The sequence below is a fragment of the Natrinema sp. 1APR25-10V2 genome (genome assembly GCF_031626495.1).
GTDB lineage: Archaea > Halobacteriota > Halobacteria > Halobacteriales > Natrialbaceae > Natrinema.
Window position 1 is genome coordinate 881350 of the sequence record NZ_JAMQOJ010000001.1, and the last position, 17509, is coordinate 898858.

The window sequence follows — 17509 nt, forward strand, 5'->3', positions numbered from 1 at the left end:
CGACGGTGCCAGTCTAACCGTGTGCGAGGAGACAGACGACAGCGACGAAATTAAGGGACTTCGCCTGCCAAAACCGGCTAGTCATGGACGAGGTACTCGAAGTCGTTGACGTCGTCGCCGACTCGGAACTCGAGGGTGCGTTCGTCTGGCTCCTCCGACTCGTGGGCCTCCTCGCTGTCCTCGCCGGCCTCGGCCTCTGGCTGCTGACCGAGATGGGGCTGCTCGTCGTCCCGCTGGTGTTGATCGTCGGCGGACTCGGCCTGTTGATCGTCCCGAGCGTCCTCCTCTCGTTCGCGGAACTGTTCGGCTGACCGGCGATCAGGGACGCGAGGGGACTTCTTTCCGTCCCGTCAGCGTCTCGGGGTCGAGACAGAAGAACCGGAACGTGACCTCCTCTCTCGGTCGTTCGAAGATATCGACCCGCGGGAGCTGGATCGCCCACATTCCCTGAACCGTGCTGGATTCGTACGGCATGTCGTCGATATCCTCGAGCGTCCCCGTGGCGATGACGCTTCGCCATCCGTCGTCGGTCCGGCCGTACGCGACGAAGGAAACGGGTCGGTCGATCAGGTCGCCTTTTCGGCTCTCTCGGGGAAACGAGAGCTGATAGTAGAACACCTGTTCGTCCGCGTTGTAGCCGTAGGAGATCGGGATCGAGACCGGCGGCTCGTCGGGTTCGGCCGCGAACGAGATGATGCCCGTCCCGCCCCGCCCGAGGAACTCGGCGATCTCCTCGTCGGTCAGTTGGAGCCAGCGCAACCCTTGCATACCCCGTCGGACGACGCGTGAAGGAATAATACGTTGTCGCGATCCGCCGAACAGTCACGGCAGCCTGTACTCCCGGCGCGCTCACGCGCTTCCAACTCCGCCGGTCGATTCGAGCAGCCTACTGCGAACGTGACGGTTAAGGACGAACGCACGGAAACACCGGGTATGGTCCTGCAAGAATCCGATTCCGAACTCGAGGCCGGTGACCCGGCGCCGGCGTTCGAACTCGAGGGCGTCGACGGCGAGACCCACTCGCTCGACTCCTTTGCCGACGCGGAGGCGCTGCTGCTCGTCTTTACGTGCAACCACTGTCCGTACGCGAAGGCGAAGTTCGACCTGTTGAACGACCTCGCCGCGGAGTACGACGACGTCGCCGTCGTCGGGATCAACTCCAACGACGCCGAGGAGTACCCCGAGGACTCGTTCGAGAAGATGCGAGAGTACGTCGACGAGGGCAAAGTCGCGTACGACGCCTACCTCCGCGACGAGAGCCAGGACGTCGCACGCGCGTACGGCGCGGTCTGCACGCCGGACCCGTTCCTCTTTTCCAGAGCAAATGGCGAGTTCGAACTGGTCTACCACGGCCGACTCGACGACGCCCTCAATCCCGACGACGAGCCGACTCGGTTCCACGTTCGCGAGGCCATCGAATCCGTGCTGGCCGGCGAGTCGGTCGACCTCGAGTGGCGACCGTCGCAGGGCTGTTCGATCAAGTGGAAAGACGACTGAGATCCAGCGGCAGTGACGGTCTGCGCAGGCGACTGCCGGACGCTCGATTTTAGTGGTGGCCGTGGTAGGCGGGGCCATGAGCGAGCCCCGCGGTAACGCGCTCCGCGAGACCCTCGAGGCCGGCGAGGTCGCGCTCGGCGTCCTCGAGAACACGTATAGCCCGACGGCAGTCGAACTCCTCGCGACGATCGGCGTCGATTTCGTCTGGATCGACCTCGAGCACGGCGGCCCCAGCCCGTGGGATGGCGAACGCCTCGAGGCCCTCCTCCGAGCGGCCGACGGCACCGACACCGAACTGCTGGTACGGGTCGCCGACACCGACCCGGCGCTCGTCCGGAAGGCTCTCGACGCGGGCGTGCGGAACGTGTTCCTCCCGCGGGTCGGCAGCGCCGAGGAACTCGAGCGTGCGGTGCGAGCCGGCCGATTCGAATACGACGGCGAGCCGGGTCGGCGCGGGCTGGCGAGTCCCCGCGCCCGACGCTGGGGGCTCACCGACGACTACGTCGGCAGCGAAGACGAGTCGGTCGTCGTCGGCGTCACGGTCGAAACGGCGGCCGCACTCGAGGACCTGGATGATATCCTCGCCGTGCCCGAACTGGGCTTCGTCTTCATCGGCCCGCTGGACCTCTCGGTGTCGCTCGGCCATCCCGGCGAACTCGACCACGACGAGGTCGCGGACGCCGTCGAGACGATTCGCTCGGCGGCCGTCGATGCGGACGTCCCCGTCGGCGGGCTCGGATTCGGGATGGACGACGTCAACGAGAAAGCGGCGAACGGCTACCAGTTGCTGAACATCGGGACGACGACGGGCGCGCTGCAGTCGAGCGTGACCGGCTGGCTCGAGGAGTACGACGGCTAGCTGACTCCGCGTCGGTCAGCGCTGCACCGCGCGCCGGTACTGGACCGGCCACTGCTCCGCGACCGCTTCCGGGTCGCGCTCGAGTTCCCCGGTCGCCCGGAGTCCGAAGTACGGGTCACGTAGGAACTCCCGGCCGACGAGGACGAGATCGGCCCGGTCGTTGCGGACCAGCGCGTCGGCCTGTTCGGGCTCGGTGACGCCGCCGACCGCGCCGACCGCGACGTCGGCACCTTCGCGGACCCGCTCGGCGAGCGGCACCTGAAAGTTCGGTCCCGCCGGCACCGACTGCTCGGGGTGGAGTCCGCCCGAACTGACGTCGATCAGGTCGACGCCGCGGTCGGCCAGCTCGTCAGCCAGGCGCACCGACCCCTCGATGTCCCACGAATCGCGGCCGTCGAGCCAGTCAGTCCCCGAAATCCGAACGAAGAGCGGCTTCTCGTCCGGCCAGACGTCACGGACCGCGGTGACGACCTCACGGACCAGCCGCGTTCGGTTCTCGAAACTGCCGCCGTAGTCGTCCTCGCGGCGGTTCGTGACCGGTGAGAGGAATTCGTGGAGCAGATAGCCGTGAGCGGCGTGGACCTCGGCAATCTCGAACCCCGCCTCGAGCGAACGCTCGGCCGCGGCCCGATACGCGTCGATCACGCCCTCGATATCGTCCTGAGTGGCCTTCCGCATCGCTGGCCGGTCGCCGTTGAACGGCGGGTACGCGTCGGGCGACGGTGAGAGCACCTCCCAGCCCGACGCGCCGCTCGGGCCGGTTCCGCCGGGCTGGATCGGCACGTGACCCTCCCACGGGCGCTCCTTGCTGGCCTTGTGCCCTGCGTGGGCCAGCTGAATCGCCGGCACGCCGCCCTGTTCGCGGACGAACTCGGTGATCGGCTCGAGCGCGGCCGCGTGCTCGTCGCTCCAGATTCCGAGGTCGTGGGGCGTGATCCGCCCCTCGGGCGAGACGGCGGTCGCTTCGGTCATCACGATCCCGGCACCGCCGACGGCTCGGCTCCCGAGGTGGACGCGATGCCACTCGGTCGCCAGTCCGTCCGGCTCACAGGAGTACTGGCACATCGGCGAGACGGCGATTCGGTTCCGGCTCTCCACGTCACGCAGCGATAGCGAAGAAAGTGCGTCGGCCATCGACCGGCGATAACCACGGCGGGGGCAAAACGACCCTGAAGGGAGCGGCGATTGCCGGCTCGCTCGACGGCCAGGGGAGCCATCCGCGGTAACGGACGGCCACGGCTACTTATCCGACTCGCACTCGCAAATCGGATATGACTTCGAGCATCCCCGTTCTCGAGCGCTTCGACGCCGACCGCCCCGTCCTCGGTATGGTCCACCTCCCCGCACTCCCCGGCGCACCGGACTTCGACGGCGACCGCGACGCCGTCCGAACCCGCGCGCTCGAGGATGCGCGGGCACTGGAGGCCGGCGGGGTCGACGGGCTCGTTCTCGAGAACTTCGGGGACGCGCCGTTCTATCCGGAAGACGTGCCGAAACACGTCGTGGCCGAGCTGACGGCTATCGCGACGGCCGTGACCGACGCCGTCGACGCGCCGGTCGGGATCAACGTCCTCCGAAACGACGCGGCGGCCGCAGTGTCGATCGCCGCGGCCGTCGACGCCGACTTCGTCCGCGTCAACGTCCACGTCGGCACCGCCGCGACCGATCAGGGGCTCATCGAGGGCCGGGCTCACGAGACGCTCCGGCTTCGCGATCGGCTCGAAACCGACGTTGCGATCCTCGCCGACGTCCACGTCAAGCACGCGAGCCCGGTCGGCGAACGGGACGTCGAACGCGCGGCGCTCGAGACGGTCGAACGCGGCAGGGCCGACGGGGTCATCGTCTCCGGCCCCGGAACGGGCGTCGAGACGCCGCTCGCGGATATCGAGTGCGTCGCCAGCGTGCTCGCTGACCGGAACGCGGGCCGCGATCGCCCGCCGGTGTTCGTCGGGAGCGGCGTCACGAGCGAGACGGTCGGCGACTGCCTCGCGGCCGGTGCGGACGGCGTCATCGTCGGCACCGCGCTCAAACGCGGCGGGGAGACGACCGCGCCGGTCTCGAGCGAGCGCGTCGCGGCGCTCGTGGCGGCCGCTCGAGGAGATTAGAGACCGAGCATCAGCGGCCCGATCAGAACGCCCATCAGGTGAACGCGTCGGGCGCGCAGTCGGATCGGCACCATCCCGACCGCGGTCGCCGCGACGAAGATCGCGATGCCGGCCGGGCCGGCGAAGAGGAACGCGAGAACGAGCAACAGCGCGAGGACGGCCGCCGATATCTTCCAGTACGTCAGTCGACCGATCAGCTCGAGGTAGGCGTCGCCGACGACGATCACGAGGACGAAACCGACCACCCCCGCGAGAACGACGGCCGCGAGCAGGATCGGGAGCTCGAGGGGCGCACCGACGGTATCGAAAGCGACCATGACGCCGGTCCGAGGCTGGCCGATAGCGACCAGCGCGAAGAGCGCGAAGATCGTGTTTGCCGTATCGACGCCGCTGGTCGCGACGATGTAGCCTCGATCGCTGGCGCCGTCCGGCACGACGGCAAGCACCGCGACGGCGGCGATGGCCGCCGTGATACCGGGCAGATAGCCGACCGCGGCGCCCGCGAGCGTGCCGGCGATTGCCGTGGCCCCGATCACTCCACGCGACATCACGATTCCGTCGCCGGTCTGGCGGGGGAGCCCACTCCCGCGAATCGCATCGAGCAATACCGGCGCGCCGAAGAGGCCGGCGAACAGCGGGGCGAGGGTCCCGCCCGACTCGAGCGGGGCCGCGGGCGAGAGATCGAGCGCGAGCGCACCGAGTGCAGTTGCCAGCGCGAACGAAAGGGTGCCGCCGACTCGGCTCCGCCACGTTCGCTCAGAGGCGAGCAACGCGACCGTAATCAGCACGAGCACCAGCGAGAGATGTTCTCGTACCGCTGGATAGACGGCCGTCACGGCTCGAGTGACGGGCACGGCCAGCGGCACCGCAGCGAGGACCGCGAGAACGCTCCCGACCGCGGAGAGCCGGATCGCTTCGTATCCTCGGCCGGCGAGGACGAGTCGGTGGCCCGGCAACGCGGTGACGGCCATCTCCGCGTCGGGAACTCCGAGTGCCATCGCGGGCACGGCGTTGAGAAAGGTGTGGACGACGCCCGCGGCGAGCATCGCACAGCCGACGAACAGCGGTGGACCGGGGACTGACGGGGCGATCCCCGCGAGCAGGAGCGCGAAGTTGTTGGCGTGGAGGCCCGGTACGAGGCCGCTACAGGTTCCGAGCGCTGACCCGGCGAGGACCCACGCGCACAACTGCACCGTCAGTTTCGGCTGGGAGACGAACTCGACTGGCGCGGCCATCGCCCCTTCTGGCCGCGCCTTCGCTTATGTACTCTCGGTCGAAACCGGTCCAGTCCGTGACGGCGTCGCCACTCTCCCTCGAGCACCGATAAAAGATCGAGATTTCCGAGTCGTCGAAACCGGATCGACGGCGCGAGTTACCCGAAGAGTTCGCCGAGGCCCTCGCCGCTGGCCTCTTCGTCTTCGTCGTCGTCGTCGTCCGTCGTGTCCGGCACGTCGCTGGTCTCTTCGGCTTCCGCTTCTTCTTCGCCGCCTTCGTCGGCGGCGGCCTCGCCACCCGCGGCGCCGCCTGCGGCGGCCCCGCCAGCGGGGACGGCTGCGGCCTCGGAGACTGCCTCGTCGATGTCGACGTCCTCGAGTGCGGCGACGAGTGCCTTCACACGGGACTCTTCGACGTCGACGCCGGCAGCGTCGAGCACGTCCGTCAGGTTGTCTTCGTTGATCTCTTCGCCCGATTCGTTCAGGATGAGTGCAGCGTATACGTATTCCATTGTTGTGTCCTCCGTTGATTATCCGAACATCTCGCCGAGGCCGGCCGCGCCGTCGCCGTCGTCTTCGTCGTCGTCATCGTCGGTGTCGGCGTCTTCGGCCTCGGTCTCGTCTTCGGTCTGGTCGTCTGCCGATTCGTCTTCGTCCTCGGCTGCCGCCGGTTCGGCGGCCGCCTCGACGCCCTGTAGTTCCTCAGGGAGCGCCTCCTCGTCGTCGATCTGGGCCGCGAGCGCACGCAGCTGTGCGTCGGCCTTGCTGACGAGGTCGGGCATCAGGTCTTCGTCCTCGATCGCGGCCTGCAGGCCGAGACTCTTGGCCTCGCCCGTGGCCTTCGCGATGAGCGTCGGAGCCGTCGCCGCGGTCGGGAAGCTCGCGTTGATCGCGAGGTTCCGTGCGCGAGCGGCGGCCGTCGACACGTCGCTCCGGTAGGCATCGACGTCGATGTCGAGGTCCTCGGGGTCGAACAGGACGCCGTCGGCGATGACGGCGCGCAGGTCGAGTCCGACCTCCTTGGGCTCGATACCGAGCTCGTTGAGGACGTTCGCCAGATCCGCAGAGACTTCCTCGCCGGCCTCGAGGACCGTCGAGTCCTCCATGACCTGGATCGAACCCTCTTCGATCCGCGCGTTCGCGCCGATCTGCTGGAGTTCGCCGACGAACGGCCCCGGGTCGACACCGGTGTCCCCTTCGGGGATGACGATGTCGTTCGGGGCGACCTCGCCCTCGTTGATCGGAGCCGGCGTCTTCGACGCCTCGAGTTCCTTGTAGAGCGAGAACGGGTTCTCGTTGGTCGCGACGAGCCCGACCTGGCCTTCGATGTGCTCGACTAAGTCGCCGAGTCCGGCGTCCTCGAGCGCACGCGTCTGCAGGGTGTTGCGGCTGACCCGCAACACGGCAGTGCCGTGCAGGTCGCGGCGCATGTCCTGAAGCTGCTTCGAGGGGATACCGGCGATGCCGACGACGCCGACGCTCTCGTAGTCAGCGATGAGCTGCTCGAGCTCGTCGACCTCCTCCCGCTTCCACTGGGGAAGGTTCTCGGTTTTGCGTTCGGCCTGTGCGCTCATGTTAGGCCACCTCCACGGACGGCCCCATCGTCGTCTTCACGTAGACGGCGTCGATGTTCTGGGGCCCCTTCTCGAGGTCGGCGTGCAGGCGACGCAGGATGACGTCGATGTTGTCGGCGACGTCCTCGGCGTCCATCTCTTCGGAGCCGACGAGAGTGTGGAACGTTCGTCGGTCGCCGGAGCGAAGCTGCACGGTATTCTTGAGTCGGTTGACGGTCTCGACGACGTCGTCGTCGGGCGAGAGCGGGTCCGGCATCTTCCCTCGGGGACCGAGAACGGTACCCAGGTGCCGGGCGATGTCTTGCATCATCGCCTCTTCGGCGATGAAGAAGTCCGTCTCGTCGGCCATGTCTTTGGCCTCGTCGTCGTCCAGATCGGCCACGTCGTCTCCCGAGAGAACCTCGTCCGCGGCCTCTTCGGCGCGGACTGCGGTTTCTCCCTCGGCGATGACGACGATACGCGTTTCCTGGCCGGTTCCGGACGGCAGGACGATCGACTCGTCAACGCGGTTCGACGGTTCGTTCAGGTCTAGGTCGCGCAAGTTGATCGCGAGGTCCACCGTCTCGGTAAAGTTCCGATCGGGGGCGTCCTCGAGTGCGCGCGCTACTGCGGTTTCAATATCCGAATCTGCCATCGTTCACCTCCGTAGTACGCAGGAGTGCTCCTACGGGTCAGTGAAACAGGCGATGCCTGTCTCCCTTGAACCGAGGGCCATGCCGAACTTAAACCCGTCGAACCACCGGAGACCAGTCTCGAGACGTCGATCAGCGTTTCGCTCCTCCGAACGGACGATTTCCGCTCGAGTCTACCGACGGTGCGTCCCGACGAGCAGGGCCGCTCGTCTTTCGGTTTCCGTTACCGTTCGGTTGTCATTACTGTCCGGCTGACCAAAAGTTCTATAATGAGTGATGGTGTACTACGCAGTATGTGGCCATTAGAGTTATATACTATGATCGCTGCACCGACGCTCGATTCGGTCGCAGCGATATCGGGGCACGGGGAAGCGTTCGAGACGTATCGATCGCTGGAGCCGCTCGTTCGAATGGGTGCTCAGTTCGTCGGAACGCTCGTCATCGCGATGGCTGTGCTCGGACTCCTCCAGGGCTTCGGCACGCGCGCGGTAACGAAATCACGTCAAAGCCCCGTAATTTCCCTCTGTATTGGTCTCCCGGGATTGCTCATCGTCGGCGGAATCGCGAGCACTGGAATGTTCATCTCGGATACGAGCGTTGGCCCGTTCTTCGCGATTCCGATGGTGATCTTCGGGGCGACGGTTCTTCCGGTCGTGCTAGCGGTCGGGTTCACCGCGATCGGCCGCACCGTCGCCTCGCGACTCGGTAGCGATCGACTGTGGGTCGGCGTTCTCGTCGGCGCAATCGTCAGCGGGCTCGCAAGCCTGGCACTCCCCGCGACCGTTGCCGTTGCCGGCGTCGCCGGGGCGCTCGGCCTCGGCGCGACTGTCCGCATTCTGTCCGGCGGCATCGGTGCGGGCCGACCGGACGAGCGAACCGTGCCGCCCGCGAACAAGATCTGACGCGCTCGAACGTCGTCGGTTCGACCGATACCCGAACCCCCTCTCGTTTCTCGCCGTTTCGCCGTTCTCGTGTGTCGACGGTCGCCACTCTCGTCGAGAGATCGCTGCAAGTAGCCCGCTGTGAAAACGAAGACGAGTCGTCGTGGTGCGCTCTCTCTTTCGACTACGCTTCCGCGCCGTCGGCGAGCACGTCGTCGTACTCGCCGTCGTCGACTCGCTGCTTGAACTCTCGAGCGTCGTTGCCCTCGATGGTGACGCCCATGGAAGCGCAGGTGCCGACGACTTCCTTCGCGGCGTTGATCGTGTCGTAGGCGAGCAGGTCGGGGTGTTTCTGCTCGGCGATCGTCTTGACCTGCTCGACGGAGAGGTCGGCGACGAAGTCCTCCTGGGGCTCGCCGCTGCCGGTCTCGAAACCGGCCTCGTCCTTGATCAGCGCCGCCGTCGGCGGGACACCGACGTCGATCTCGAAGGAGCCGTCGTCGTCGTAGTCGACGGTGACGGGAACTTCGGTTCCGTCGAACGCGGCGGTCTGATCGTTGATCTCCTGTACGACGGCCTGCACGTCGACGGGCGTCGGTCCGAGCTCCGGACCGAGCGGTGGGCCGGGGTTGGCCTGGCCGCCCGGAACGAGCACTTCGATGGTTCCAGCCATACCCGTCACAACCCGTGCGCGAGTTTTAAGGGTTGCTTTTTCGGGCAGTCCTCGTCTGTGACGGACTCACGCACCGATCGCCATCACACCGTCTACTCGACGCTCTCGGCGCGCCACGTCGCGAACGACTCGAGCAGGTCGTCCTCGTCGAACCGCTCGATACACGGGACGTCGTAGGGGTGTACGTCCTCGACGCGCGCGACGAGGTCGTCGTACGCGTCGTCGGTCGTCTTCGCGAGCAACAGCGCCTCCTCGTCGCGGTGGACGTCACCGTCCCAGCGGTAGGTCGAGGTCGTCGACAACCGATTGACGCAGGCCGCGAGCCGTTCCTCGACCAGCGTCTCGGCGATTCCGTCGGCCGCCTCGGGCGGCGCGGTGATGTAAACGGTCGGCATGGCGGCGACTACGCTCGAGAAACGCAAAAGGGAACCGGCCCACCGGAAGCCGGCCGTTCGGCGGCTCGGGCGGCGGTCGAGGCGCTCGGGTTAGCTGTCGTCGCTTTCGACGGGGTTGAACGTCCCGTTGATGTCCCACTCGTGGATGCAGTGGGGGTTGCCGACTTGCTTCTCGCCGTCTTCGCGGGCGAGTTGCCAGGCCTCGAGGTCGTCGTCCCATACTTCGCCGCGACCGCAGGCTTCGCAGACCCGTGCGGTCGGTGTTCGTACCTGTGCGCTCATTACCCAACCGTGGGAACTCGACACATATAACGGTATTCGTGTGCGGCAAGGACTGCGCCGCTGTTGGCGGCTCGAGAAAACTGAAACCTGTGACCGATCCGCTGAGCGTCGTGCTGCTGGTCGAAACCGGTGTCTGAGGCCGGTCAGTAGACGGCGTCTTTGATCTCGTCGCGGAGTTCGTCGAACTGGTCCAAGTACTCGCGGCGTTCGGCACGCAGGTCGGCGAGCGCGTCTTCGTAGTCGTCGACGTGGTCGGGAACGTAGTAGTCCTCGATGTCGAGGCCGGGGACGTACTCGGGGATCGTCAGATCCATCCGATCGTCGTGGTCCCACTCGATCGTTCCGCGAGCGGCCTCAGTGAGGATGGTGACGGATTCCGTGACGCCGATGTCCGCGGATTTCTGGCCGAGATAGCCCGTGTTGATCACGTAACACTCGACGTCGAGGATGTCGATGAGTTCGTGGAAGATGTTGCCTTCCTCGCCTTCGGGACCGACGATGAAGGGGTTCGTCCCGACGACGCGAATCGATTCGCCGGCTCGGGACGGATCGCCCGCACTGGTCTCGATCGACTCGCCGAGCATGAAGGCGACGGCAGCCTGGTCGTCCTCGAGCTTGGCGACCGGCGGCATCAGCGGGTTCCGGGTGATGAAGAAGACCTGATCCATCCGACCGAGGTCGATCTCCTCGTCGGCGCTCTCGAGCTCGTCACGCTGGACGATTGCCCGGGAGTTCGACGTGTAACGGTCCTCGTCGAAGTGGACGGTGCCGTCGTCGTCGACTGCGACGTTCTCCAGGATCGCGGACTCGTCCGTCGCGGCCTCGTAGAGTTCGGGCTGTTCGTCCTCGTCCAGGCCGATCGTCTTGATGAACAGGCCCTGGCCCTCGCTGCCGGCCACGGAGCCAGTCGGCAGGAGCCCGCAGACGTCGTCCTGGAGCATTGCGGCGCTTTCCGGCTCCTCGAGCCAGCAGCCGTGAGAGGTCAGGGTCGATTTGCCCGTCGCAGAGAGGCCCATGAACACCTGCCCGACGGTCTGGAGTTCGCCGTCCTCGTCGCGAACGCGGACGCGCTTGCTGCCGGCGTGGAGGCCGAGGCCGCCCTGCTGTTTGATTCGGTACATGAACAGCCGGAGGAACGACTTCTTGGCCTCGCCGGTGTAGTCGCTACCGAGCACGGCCGTAAAGCCGGTATCGGGAAGGATTCGGATCGCGGTTTCGTCGTGATCCGGTAGCTGGACGGTGTAGAGATCGGGGTCCTGTCCGTCGGCCGGCTCGAAGAGGTTCGCCCACGCGTAGGCGATCCGGGCGTGTTCGACCGGCACGAACAGGCGACAACAGAACATCGCGTCCGGATGCCGCCCCATCAGTCGGTCGACGCAAACGAGCTCGAGCTCCTCGGTGCGGTCGACGGCGTCGTCGATCAGGTCGTGATCGCGCCCGGTGAACTCGTCGTCGACGGCGTTTTTCGTCCGATCGGCGCTCCGCGAGCGAAACTCGCTGACGTACGACGGCGAACCGAACTCGGTCGTCGTCTCGTCGGCGTCGGCGAGTTCGCGCAGTTCCGCGAGCGACGGGTTGTACCGGACGTTCGACGCTGTCGCTGGATCGGGAAGCTGTCGGACCAGCGGACGGGACTCCGTCCCGGTTTCAGACATACACGTAATCCACCATCAGCCTGATAAATAAACGTGAGGATTTCTCTCTTCGTATGCTATCGACTACCCAGTGACGAAGTGACGTACGCTGTGTGAGCCCACCAGCGGCCGGAAATAACCGATTCCCGTTTCGTCGACGAAAGTGGTGTGTCGACCGTCCACAAGTATTCAGATACGAGATAATTCTTGTCTCACGGTGGGCGAATGCTCGGGAATCCGGGGACGGAATCCGGAGTCGGAAGGTGTGCCGCAGCCGCCGGACCATCTCGACGGCGGGCTGATTTTCACATCTGGTATTCCGGGGGGAACCTCCAAGAGGATGGTACGACTTGCCGAGGCTATGGACTACGGTCTCGACATCGGCCCGGGGGGGATTCGGGCCGCCACCGATGCCGGCGACGGCCCGACGATCGACTCGACCCCGCCGGTCGTACTGGCGGTCGACGACGACGCGCTCGAGGCGGCTGAACTCACCGAGGAGAGTGCCACCGTCAGCGCGGACGGAACGACGTACGCGGTCGGTTCGGCTGCGCAGACGGTCGCCGACGCGGTCGGAGAGGAGCCGACGTCGCTGTTTTCGGGCGGCAGTCTCGCCGTCGATGCGGGGGCCCACGTCACGCCCGCACTGGCGGCCCTCGTCGACGACGCCGTGGGGGACGCGACGGACGGCCGGCTCTGCTACACGACGCCCGGTCCGTTCGCCGACGCGGCGGCGTCGACCGACGCGCACCGCGAGATCGTCGCGTCGGTCCTCGACGACCGCGAGTTCGAGGCGACGCCGATCCACAAGGGCTTCGCCGTCGTCTACGACCAGCTCGCGAGCGACAACTACACCGGTCTCGGGATCTGTCTCGAGGCCCGATCGACCAGCGTCACGCTCGCGTACTACGGCGTCCCGGCGATGGCCGTCTCGATCGAGAAGGGACGCGAGTGGATCGTCGAGCGGGCGGCCGCCGAGACCGGCCACGCGCCGGCGCAGGTCGCGGGCGTCCTCGAAGGATTCGCGCTCGACCCCAACGCGGCGGCGGGCGGGATCGAGAGCGCGCTCGCAGAGGCCTACGATGCCCTGCTCGGCGAGGTGATCGCGGCGATCGCCGACGAGGCCGACGAAAGCGACGTGCAACAGGGACTGTCGGTCCCGATCGCGATCGCCGGCGAGGCCACCGTCGACGGCCTCGAGTTCCTCGTCGGCGGTCGGTTCGATGCGGCCGGACTCCCGTTTTCGGTCCGCGGCGTCCGGCTCGCGGACGAGCCCGGCGAGAGCGCTGCCAGAGGTGCGCTCGCCGCCGCTCGAGACGGCGTCGAGGCGTACGAGGGGGTCACCTGGTCGGACTCCAGCGCCGACGGCGGCGAAACCGCCGAAACGTCGAGCACTGCCGGTGCGACGACCGAAAGCGAGCAGATGGAGCTCTCCTTCGACGAACCGACGGCCGCGACCGCCGCAGCCGAGCGCACCGACGACGCGATCGACCAGCTGTTCGACCGGCTCGCCAACCGCGACGACGAGATCCAGTCCGTTCGCGAGGATCTCGAGTCGGTGTTCGAAGACCTCGAGTACGTCCAGGAACGGGCGGCCGCGGTCGACGACGTCGACGAACTCGACGAGCGCCTCGAGACGTTCGCCGACGACCTGGCGGATCTCGAGGCCGAAAGCGAAACGCACGCGAGCGCCGAGACCGTCGAAGCGATAGACGACGACCTCGAGACGCTCTCGACGGCGCTCGAGGAACTGGAAGCCGATGTCGACGACGTGGATTCGGCGCTCGAAGGCGTCGAGACGGATGCGGCCGACGAGCGAGCCGAACTCGACGAACGGCTCACGAACGCGGCTGCCGATCTCGAGGACGTAGCCGACCGAACGGCGGCGCTCGACGACGACATCGAGACGGTTCGAGCGAATCTCGACGAGCTCGAGTCGACCGCCGCCACCGAGTCGTCGCTCGAGAACGTCGAGGAGACCGTCTCGACGCTGGGCGACGGGCTCGAGGAACTCGACGCGGCCGTCGATCGGACCGAAACGCGACTCGACGGCTTCGCCGGTCGACTGGAGGAGCTCGGAACCCGAATCGACGGCGTCTCGGAACGGCTCGAGGAGCAGTCCGAGCGGACGGACGAACGGGTCGACGCGCTCGAGGCGACGATCGACGCGGAGACCGACGCCGTCGACGACGAACTCGCCGCCGTCCGCGAGACACTGGACGACCGTACCGACGAGCTCGAGACGGCTCTCGACGACACCCGGGAGACGATCGCCGCTCTCGAGGACGCGGCGGCCGAGACCGACCGGGTCGACGCCGTCGCCGACGATATGGCCGAACTCGAGGCGACGGTCGAGGACGAACTGACCGACTTCGAGACGGCGGTCGAAGACGACCTCCCGGCCCTCGAGGCGACGGTCGACGGGATCGACGAGACGGTAACCGCCCTCTCGGAGCGACTCGACGAGATCGACGCGCAAACGGCGAGCGCGGAGACGGTCACCGCGCTCGCAGACGACCTCGGTGCGGTCGAATCGGACCTCCGGTCGCTCGACGCCGAACTCGACGAACGGATCGACGACGCCGTCGCTGACGTCGAGACGGACCTCGACACAGCGACCGACGCACTCGAGGACGATTTCGAGGGGCTGGCGGCCGACCTGGAAGCGCTCGAGACGACCGTCGACCGGCTCGACGAGGAGGCCGCGACCGACGACGAACTCGCCGCTGTGCGCGAATCGATCGCCGATGCCGGCGACGAGATCGATTCGGTGGCTGCGGACGTCGCCGACGTCGCGGCGAATCTCTCGGCCGTCGAGGAGCGACTCGACGAGTTCGACCGCGAACTCGCGGCCCAGTTAGACGACGTTCGGACGACGGTCGACGATCGGCTCGCCGAGACGCAGGCGGCAGTCGACGAGACGCAGGCGGCGGTCGACGAGACGCAGGCGGCGGTCGGCGAGACGCAGGCGGAACTCAACGAGCGAATCGACGAGACGCGGACAGCGCTCGACGACCGGAGTAGCGAGCTTCGGACGACGCTCGACGAGCATCGCGACGAAATCGAGGCGGTTCGAACGGCGCTCGAGGAGAACGTGGCCGCGCTGGAGGCCGTCCTCGAACGCGAAACCGACGCCCTCGCCGACGACCTCGGGTCCCTCGAGGATCGCGTCGACGACGGCGAGCAACGGCGAGACGCCATCGAACGCCGCGTCGACGAGTTCGCGTCGACGCTCGAGGCAGTCGAAACCGTGGCCGACCGCCTCGACGACGAGGTCGAGACCCTCGACGGGCGGATCGACGAGGCCGTCAGTCGAGATGCGCTCGCGTCGCTCGAGCGCGAGCTATCGACCGTCGGTGAGCGCCTCGACTCGCTCCAAGCGGAGCACGACGAACTCGGCCAGACCGTCGCGTCCGGCCCGGACGAGTCGGCGGTGCAGGCCCTCGACGAGGTTCGGACGCTCGACGACGACGTTGACGCGCTGGACGAGCGGGTAGCGACGGTCGCCGACGGACTCTCGCGTCTCGAGGAGCGAATCGAGTCGATCGACGCGCAACTCGACGGCGACGAGCGCGGAGCCGGTGACGAGGAACTCGCGGCGCTTCGAACGGAGCTCGAGGCCGTCCGAACCGACGCGACCGCGACGCCGGCGGTGTCGTCCGCGGTCGCGGCCGGCGGCGGGGGTGCGGGTATCGTCGCCGGGAGCGTTACCGCGCTGGCCGGCGACGCTGCTATCGGAGCCGGTGCAGTCGTCCTCGGCCTCGTGCTGCTCGGTGTCGCGTTACAACAGGCTCGCTAACGTTCACGGAGGGACAGTGAGCGGTAGCAGCTAGAGGGGTCGACCAGCGACGCCGCTCGAGGTGTGTCTGCGACTCGACGGACCCCGCTCGGTCCAGTCAGTCGCGGACCGGTTCGACGTTTCGCATCTCGCCGCCACACCGGCGGCACGTGCTCAGCAGCGCGTCGCCGGCCGTCTCCCGCCGGCCGCACTGCACGCACTCGTACTCGCGCTGGGCCTCGAGAGCCATGTGCTAACATCACACACGGGCTCTATTAACTCTTTTCGTGGTAAATCGGCCCGGCGAACGAGTGAGACGGTAGCCGGCGGTGACCCGTGCGTTCGAACGTCGGTTCGACGGCGAACGGACGCTCGCTCGAGTGAGTCGTCACGACCGCTTCTCGAAGACCCACAGCAAGCAACCGAGTCCAGTTGCACAGAGGACCGACGACGCGAGCAGCCAGAACGCGGCCTCGAAGCCGGCGGTTTCTGAAAGCGCGCCGACGACCGCGGGTGCGATCGCGCCGGCACCCATCAACAGCGTCCGGACGACGCCGAGACCACCCCCGGCGACGTCGTCCGGGATGGCCGACATCAGGTACGCACCTCGGACGGGGCGAAAGCCGTGTGAGCCGATCCCGACGGCGACGAGCAGCCCGCCGAGCAGGATCGGTTCGCCCGTCTCGGTCAGCGCGACGAACGCGACCAGCGCGACCGACGCGAGCCCGAGCGTCGCGACGATGATCGGGAGTCGCCCGACGCGGTCGCTGAGGTTGCCGGTCACCAGCTGGACGAGGCTCGCGAGGAAGAGGCCGCTGTAGAGCAGACTCGCGGTCGCCGTCGTGAGCCCCGCCTCCACCGTCAGATACCGCGGTGCGAACGCGACCAGCCCGTTGTAGGTGAACGAAAAGAGGACAGTCAACAGAGAAAACGCCGAAAACCGCCAGTCCCGAAAGAGCGCGGCATACCGTGCGATTCCGCCGCCGCGTCCGTTCGCGCTCGCGTCGATCCCGCTGGCTTCGTCGGGAAGTCGCAGCGGAACCCGGATCCGGAACGTCACCGCGAGCGCCAGCCCGACCACTCCGGCCCCGAAGAAGAGCAGCTGCCAGCCGGCGATCGAACCGATGTGGAGCGAGGCGACCGCGACCACCGCAGCGGGTGCGACGACGCCGCTGAAAGCGCCGAACGTATCGAGGACGCCGAGCGCCCGCCCCGTCCGGGCGGGATAGGCTCGAGCGAGGAGCCGCACGGCGACGGTCTTGTGTGCGCCGGTCCCGGCCCCGATCACGAGCATCGCGCCCACGACGACGAGAAACGGCGAATCGATGGCGAGCACGAGCGACGCGGCGGCCGCGACGACCGCACCCGCGGTAATGACGGTCACGGTGCCCAGCCGGTCGGCGAGGACGCCCGAGGGAAACTGCATGGCGGCGTAGACGAGCATGAGTCCGGAGAAAGCGGCTCCGAGGACCGCGTCCGAGACGCCGAAGCTCGCTCCGAACGCGTCGAACAGGGGCGGGAAGGCGTACCGAAGGAACTTCGCGAGAAACCAGATCGCAGCCGTCAGGACGAGCGCGTCGTACCCTGCAAATCGACCGGCTGCGCGTCGAACCGACATTCGTTCTCGCGAGAGTCACGACCGGACGACCGAGTATCCTCCGATCGCAATCCGCGCTCACTGCCGATGGTTCGAACGAAACCGACCGGTCCACCATTGTTGGCATTATATGCCATACAAAGTGTACTAGACCTTAACGGACGAGACTTATATGATAGTTCCTGATAGACTCGGGTACCAATGGCTGCGAACACGACGACAGACTGGGTCGACCCGATCACGTGTCCGTTCTGCGGCGACGAGCTCGCGTCACCGGGCGCCGGATTCATGGACCACATTCACGAGAACGCGGACTGCGAGGACGGCTTCGACCACTGGCGCGAAAATATCGCCGGCGACCTCGCCGGCGAGTGGACCGGATAACCGA

19 protein-coding genes are annotated in these 17509 nt (G+C 67.1%); 7 read left to right on the top strand and 12 right to left on the bottom strand.

The features are described from left to right. Positions 1–83: 83 nt before the first annotated feature. Positions 84–311, top strand: a complete 228-nt coding sequence (locus NDO75_RS04550; protein WP_310904906.1) for a hypothetical protein — start codon at positions 84–86, stop codon at positions 309–311. Between the two features lie 7 nt (positions 312–318). Here NDO75_RS04550 and NDO75_RS04555 read toward each other — a convergent pair whose 3' ends face one another. Continuing rightward, positions 319–768 (bottom strand): pyridoxamine 5'-phosphate oxidase family protein, encoded by a 450-nt coding sequence (locus NDO75_RS04555; protein ID WP_310904907.1) that lies wholly within the window; start codon positions 766–768, stop codon positions 319–321. Positions 769–933: 165 nt separating this feature from the next. On the opposite strand from NDO75_RS04555, the gene NDO75_RS04560 reads away from it, so the two are divergent. Both NDO75_RS04560 and NDO75_RS04565 read left to right on the top strand, forming a co-directional pair. After that, entirely contained in the window at positions 934–1497 is a 564-nt protein-coding gene (locus NDO75_RS04560) for a thioredoxin family protein (RefSeq protein WP_310904908.1), read from the top strand. A 76-nt stretch (positions 1498–1573) separates the two neighbouring features. Further along, positions 1574–2356 carry an aldolase/citrate lyase family protein gene (locus NDO75_RS04565; protein WP_310904909.1) on the top strand — a complete coding sequence of 261 codons (783 nt, stop codon included), beginning with the start codon at positions 1574–1576 and terminating at the stop codon, positions 2354–2356. A 15-nt stretch (positions 2357–2371) separates the two neighbouring features. Here NDO75_RS04565 and NDO75_RS04570 read toward each other — a convergent pair whose 3' ends face one another. Then, positions 2372–3490 (bottom strand): NADH:flavin oxidoreductase/NADH oxidase, encoded by a 1119-nt coding sequence (locus NDO75_RS04570; protein WP_310904910.1) that lies wholly within the window; start codon positions 3488–3490, stop codon positions 2372–2374. A gap of 137 nt (positions 3491–3627) precedes the next feature. Between NDO75_RS04570 and NDO75_RS04575 the strand changes: the two genes are divergently transcribed. After that, the gene (locus tag NDO75_RS04575) at positions 3628–4461 is read left to right on the top strand and encodes a BtpA/SgcQ family protein (RefSeq protein WP_310904911.1); all 834 of its coding nucleotides are present in this window, start codon (positions 3628–3630) and stop codon (positions 4459–4461) included. On the opposite strand, the gene NDO75_RS04580 is transcribed toward NDO75_RS04575, so the two are convergent. From NDO75_RS04580 to NDO75_RS04595, 4 genes are all read right to left on the bottom strand, one after another. Then, complete coding sequence (locus NDO75_RS04580) at positions 4458–5696, bottom strand: tripartite tricarboxylate transporter permease (protein ID WP_310904912.1); 1239 nt, start codon at positions 5694–5696, stop codon at positions 4458–4460. The genes NDO75_RS04575 and NDO75_RS04580 overlap by 4 nt on opposite strands. Positions 5697–5833: 137 nt before the next feature. Next, positions 5834–6187 carry a 50S ribosomal protein P1 gene (gene rpl12p, locus NDO75_RS04585; RefSeq protein WP_310904913.1) on the bottom strand — a complete coding sequence of 118 codons (354 nt, stop codon included), beginning with the start codon at positions 6185–6187 and terminating at the stop codon, positions 5834–5836. Positions 6188–6205: 18 nt separating this feature from the next. Continuing rightward, positions 6206–7249 carry a 50S ribosomal protein L10 gene (locus NDO75_RS04590; RefSeq protein WP_310904914.1) on the bottom strand — a complete coding sequence of 348 codons (1044 nt, stop codon included), beginning with the start codon at positions 7247–7249 and terminating at the stop codon, positions 6206–6208. A gap of 1 nt (position 7250) precedes the next feature. Further along, positions 7251–7883 carry a 50S ribosomal protein L1 gene (locus NDO75_RS04595; RefSeq protein WP_310904915.1) on the bottom strand — a complete coding sequence of 211 codons (633 nt, stop codon included), beginning with the start codon at positions 7881–7883 and terminating at the stop codon, positions 7251–7253. A gap of 315 nt (positions 7884–8198) precedes the next feature. Between NDO75_RS04595 and NDO75_RS04600 the strand changes: the two genes are divergently transcribed. Beyond that, positions 8199–8783 (top strand): hypothetical protein, encoded by a 585-nt coding sequence (locus tag NDO75_RS04600; protein WP_310904916.1) that lies wholly within the window; start codon positions 8199–8201, stop codon positions 8781–8783. Positions 8784–8946: 163 nt separating this feature from the next. Here the strand turns inward: NDO75_RS04600 and NDO75_RS04605 are convergent, their stop codons facing one another. From NDO75_RS04605 to NDO75_RS04620, 4 genes are all read right to left on the bottom strand, one after another. Next, on the bottom strand, positions 8947–9435 hold the full coding sequence (locus tag NDO75_RS04605; protein WP_310904917.1) for a 50S ribosomal protein L11: 489 nt from the start codon (positions 9433–9435) through the stop codon (positions 8947–8949). A 92-nt stretch (positions 9436–9527) separates the two neighbouring features. Then, positions 9528–9830, bottom strand: coding sequence for a divalent-cation tolerance protein CutA (gene cutA / locus NDO75_RS04610; protein ID WP_310904918.1), 303 nt, complete (start codon positions 9828–9830; stop codon positions 9528–9530). A gap of 90 nt (positions 9831–9920) precedes the next feature. Further along, positions 9921–10112, bottom strand: coding sequence for an HEWD family protein (locus NDO75_RS04615; protein ID WP_310904919.1), 192 nt, complete (start codon positions 10110–10112; stop codon positions 9921–9923). A 143-nt stretch (positions 10113–10255) separates the two neighbouring features. After that, entirely contained in the window at positions 10256–11767 is a 1512-nt protein-coding gene (locus tag NDO75_RS04620) for a phosphoenolpyruvate carboxykinase (ATP) (protein ID WP_310904920.1), read from the bottom strand. 340 nt (positions 11768–12107) lie between these two features. On the opposite strand from NDO75_RS04620, the gene NDO75_RS04625 reads away from it, so the two are divergent. Beyond that, positions 12108–15545 (top strand): chromosome segregation ATPase, encoded by a 3438-nt coding sequence (locus tag NDO75_RS04625; protein ID WP_310904921.1) that lies wholly within the window; start codon positions 12108–12110, stop codon positions 15543–15545. A 97-nt stretch (positions 15546–15642) separates the two neighbouring features. Here the strand turns inward: NDO75_RS04625 and NDO75_RS04630 are convergent, their stop codons facing one another. Both NDO75_RS04630 and NDO75_RS04635 read right to left on the bottom strand, forming a co-directional pair. Beyond that, positions 15643–15774, bottom strand: a complete 132-nt coding sequence (locus NDO75_RS04630) for a rubrerythrin-like domain-containing protein (RefSeq protein ID WP_310904922.1) — start codon at positions 15772–15774, stop codon at positions 15643–15645. Between the two features lie 138 nt (positions 15775–15912). After that, a complete protein-coding gene (locus tag NDO75_RS04635) occupies positions 15913–17142 on the bottom strand; it encodes an MFS transporter (RefSeq protein ID WP_310904923.1) in 1230 nt (409 codons plus the stop codon). 180 nt (positions 17143–17322) lie between these two features. Here NDO75_RS04635 and NDO75_RS04640 point away from each other — a divergent pair, with 180 nt between their 5' ends. Next, positions 17323–17505, top strand: coding sequence for a hypothetical protein (locus NDO75_RS04640; protein ID WP_310904924.1), 183 nt, complete (start codon positions 17323–17325; stop codon positions 17503–17505). The last annotated feature ends 4 nt before the right edge of the window (positions 17506–17509 follow it).

What these genes read in the sequence shown, in the direction of transcription:
- NDO75_RS04630 (WP_310904922.1), bottom strand. Translation starts at nt 15,774, where the DNA reads ATGGCTCTCGAGGCCCAGCGCGAGTACGAGTGCGTGCAGTGCGGCCGG.
- NDO75_RS04565 (WP_310904909.1), top strand. Translation starts at nt 1,574, where the DNA reads ATGAGCGAGCCCCGCGGTAACGCGCTCCGCGAGACCCTCGAGGCCGGC.
- NDO75_RS04595 (WP_310904915.1), bottom strand. Translation starts at nt 7,883, where the DNA reads ATGGCAGATTCGGATATTGAAACCGCAGTAGCGCGCGCACTCGAGGAC.
- NDO75_RS04605 (WP_310904917.1), bottom strand. Translation starts at nt 9,435, where the DNA reads ATGGCTGGAACCATCGAAGTGCTCGTTCCGGGCGGCCAGGCCAACCCC.
- NDO75_RS04555 (WP_310904907.1), bottom strand. Translation starts at nt 768, where the DNA reads ATGCAAGGGTTGCGCTGGCTCCAACTGACCGACGAGGAGATCGCCGAG.
- NDO75_RS04570 (WP_310904910.1), bottom strand. Translation starts at nt 3,490, where the DNA reads ATGGCCGACGCACTTTCTTCGCTATCGCTGCGTGACGTGGAGAGCCGG.
- NDO75_RS04635 (WP_310904923.1), bottom strand. Translation starts at nt 17,142, where the DNA reads ATGTCGGTTCGACGCGCAGCCGGTCGATTTGCAGGGTACGACGCGCTC.
- NDO75_RS04640 (WP_310904924.1), top strand. Translation starts at nt 17,323, where the DNA reads ATGGCTGCGAACACGACGACAGACTGGGTCGACCCGATCACGTGTCCG.
- NDO75_RS04600 (WP_310904916.1), top strand. Translation starts at nt 8,199, where the DNA reads ATGATCGCTGCACCGACGCTCGATTCGGTCGCAGCGATATCGGGGCAC.
- NDO75_RS04575 (WP_310904911.1), top strand. Translation starts at nt 3,628, where the DNA reads ATGACTTCGAGCATCCCCGTTCTCGAGCGCTTCGACGCCGACCGCCCC.
- cutA (WP_310904918.1), bottom strand. Translation starts at nt 9,830, where the DNA reads ATGCCGACCGTTTACATCACCGCGCCGCCCGAGGCGGCCGACGGAATC.
- NDO75_RS04590 (WP_310904914.1), bottom strand. Translation starts at nt 7,249, where the DNA reads ATGAGCGCACAGGCCGAACGCAAAACCGAGAACCTTCCCCAGTGGAAG.
- NDO75_RS04620 (WP_310904920.1), bottom strand. Translation starts at nt 11,767, where the DNA reads ATGTCTGAAACCGGGACGGAGTCCCGTCCGCTGGTCCGACAGCTTCCC.
- NDO75_RS04550 (WP_310904906.1), top strand. Translation starts at nt 84, where the DNA reads ATGGACGAGGTACTCGAAGTCGTTGACGTCGTCGCCGACTCGGAACTC.
- NDO75_RS04580 (WP_310904912.1), bottom strand. Translation starts at nt 5,696, where the DNA reads ATGGCCGCGCCAGTCGAGTTCGTCTCCCAGCCGAAACTGACGGTGCAG.
- NDO75_RS04615 (WP_310904919.1), bottom strand. Translation starts at nt 10,112, where the DNA reads ATGAGCGCACAGGTACGAACACCGACCGCACGGGTCTGCGAAGCCTGC.
- NDO75_RS04625 (WP_310904921.1), top strand. Translation starts at nt 12,108, where the DNA reads ATGGACTACGGTCTCGACATCGGCCCGGGGGGGATTCGGGCCGCCACC.
- NDO75_RS04560 (WP_310904908.1), top strand. Translation starts at nt 934, where the DNA reads ATGGTCCTGCAAGAATCCGATTCCGAACTCGAGGCCGGTGACCCGGCG.
- rpl12p (WP_310904913.1), bottom strand. Translation starts at nt 6,187, where the DNA reads ATGGAATACGTATACGCTGCACTCATCCTGAACGAATCGGGCGAAGAG.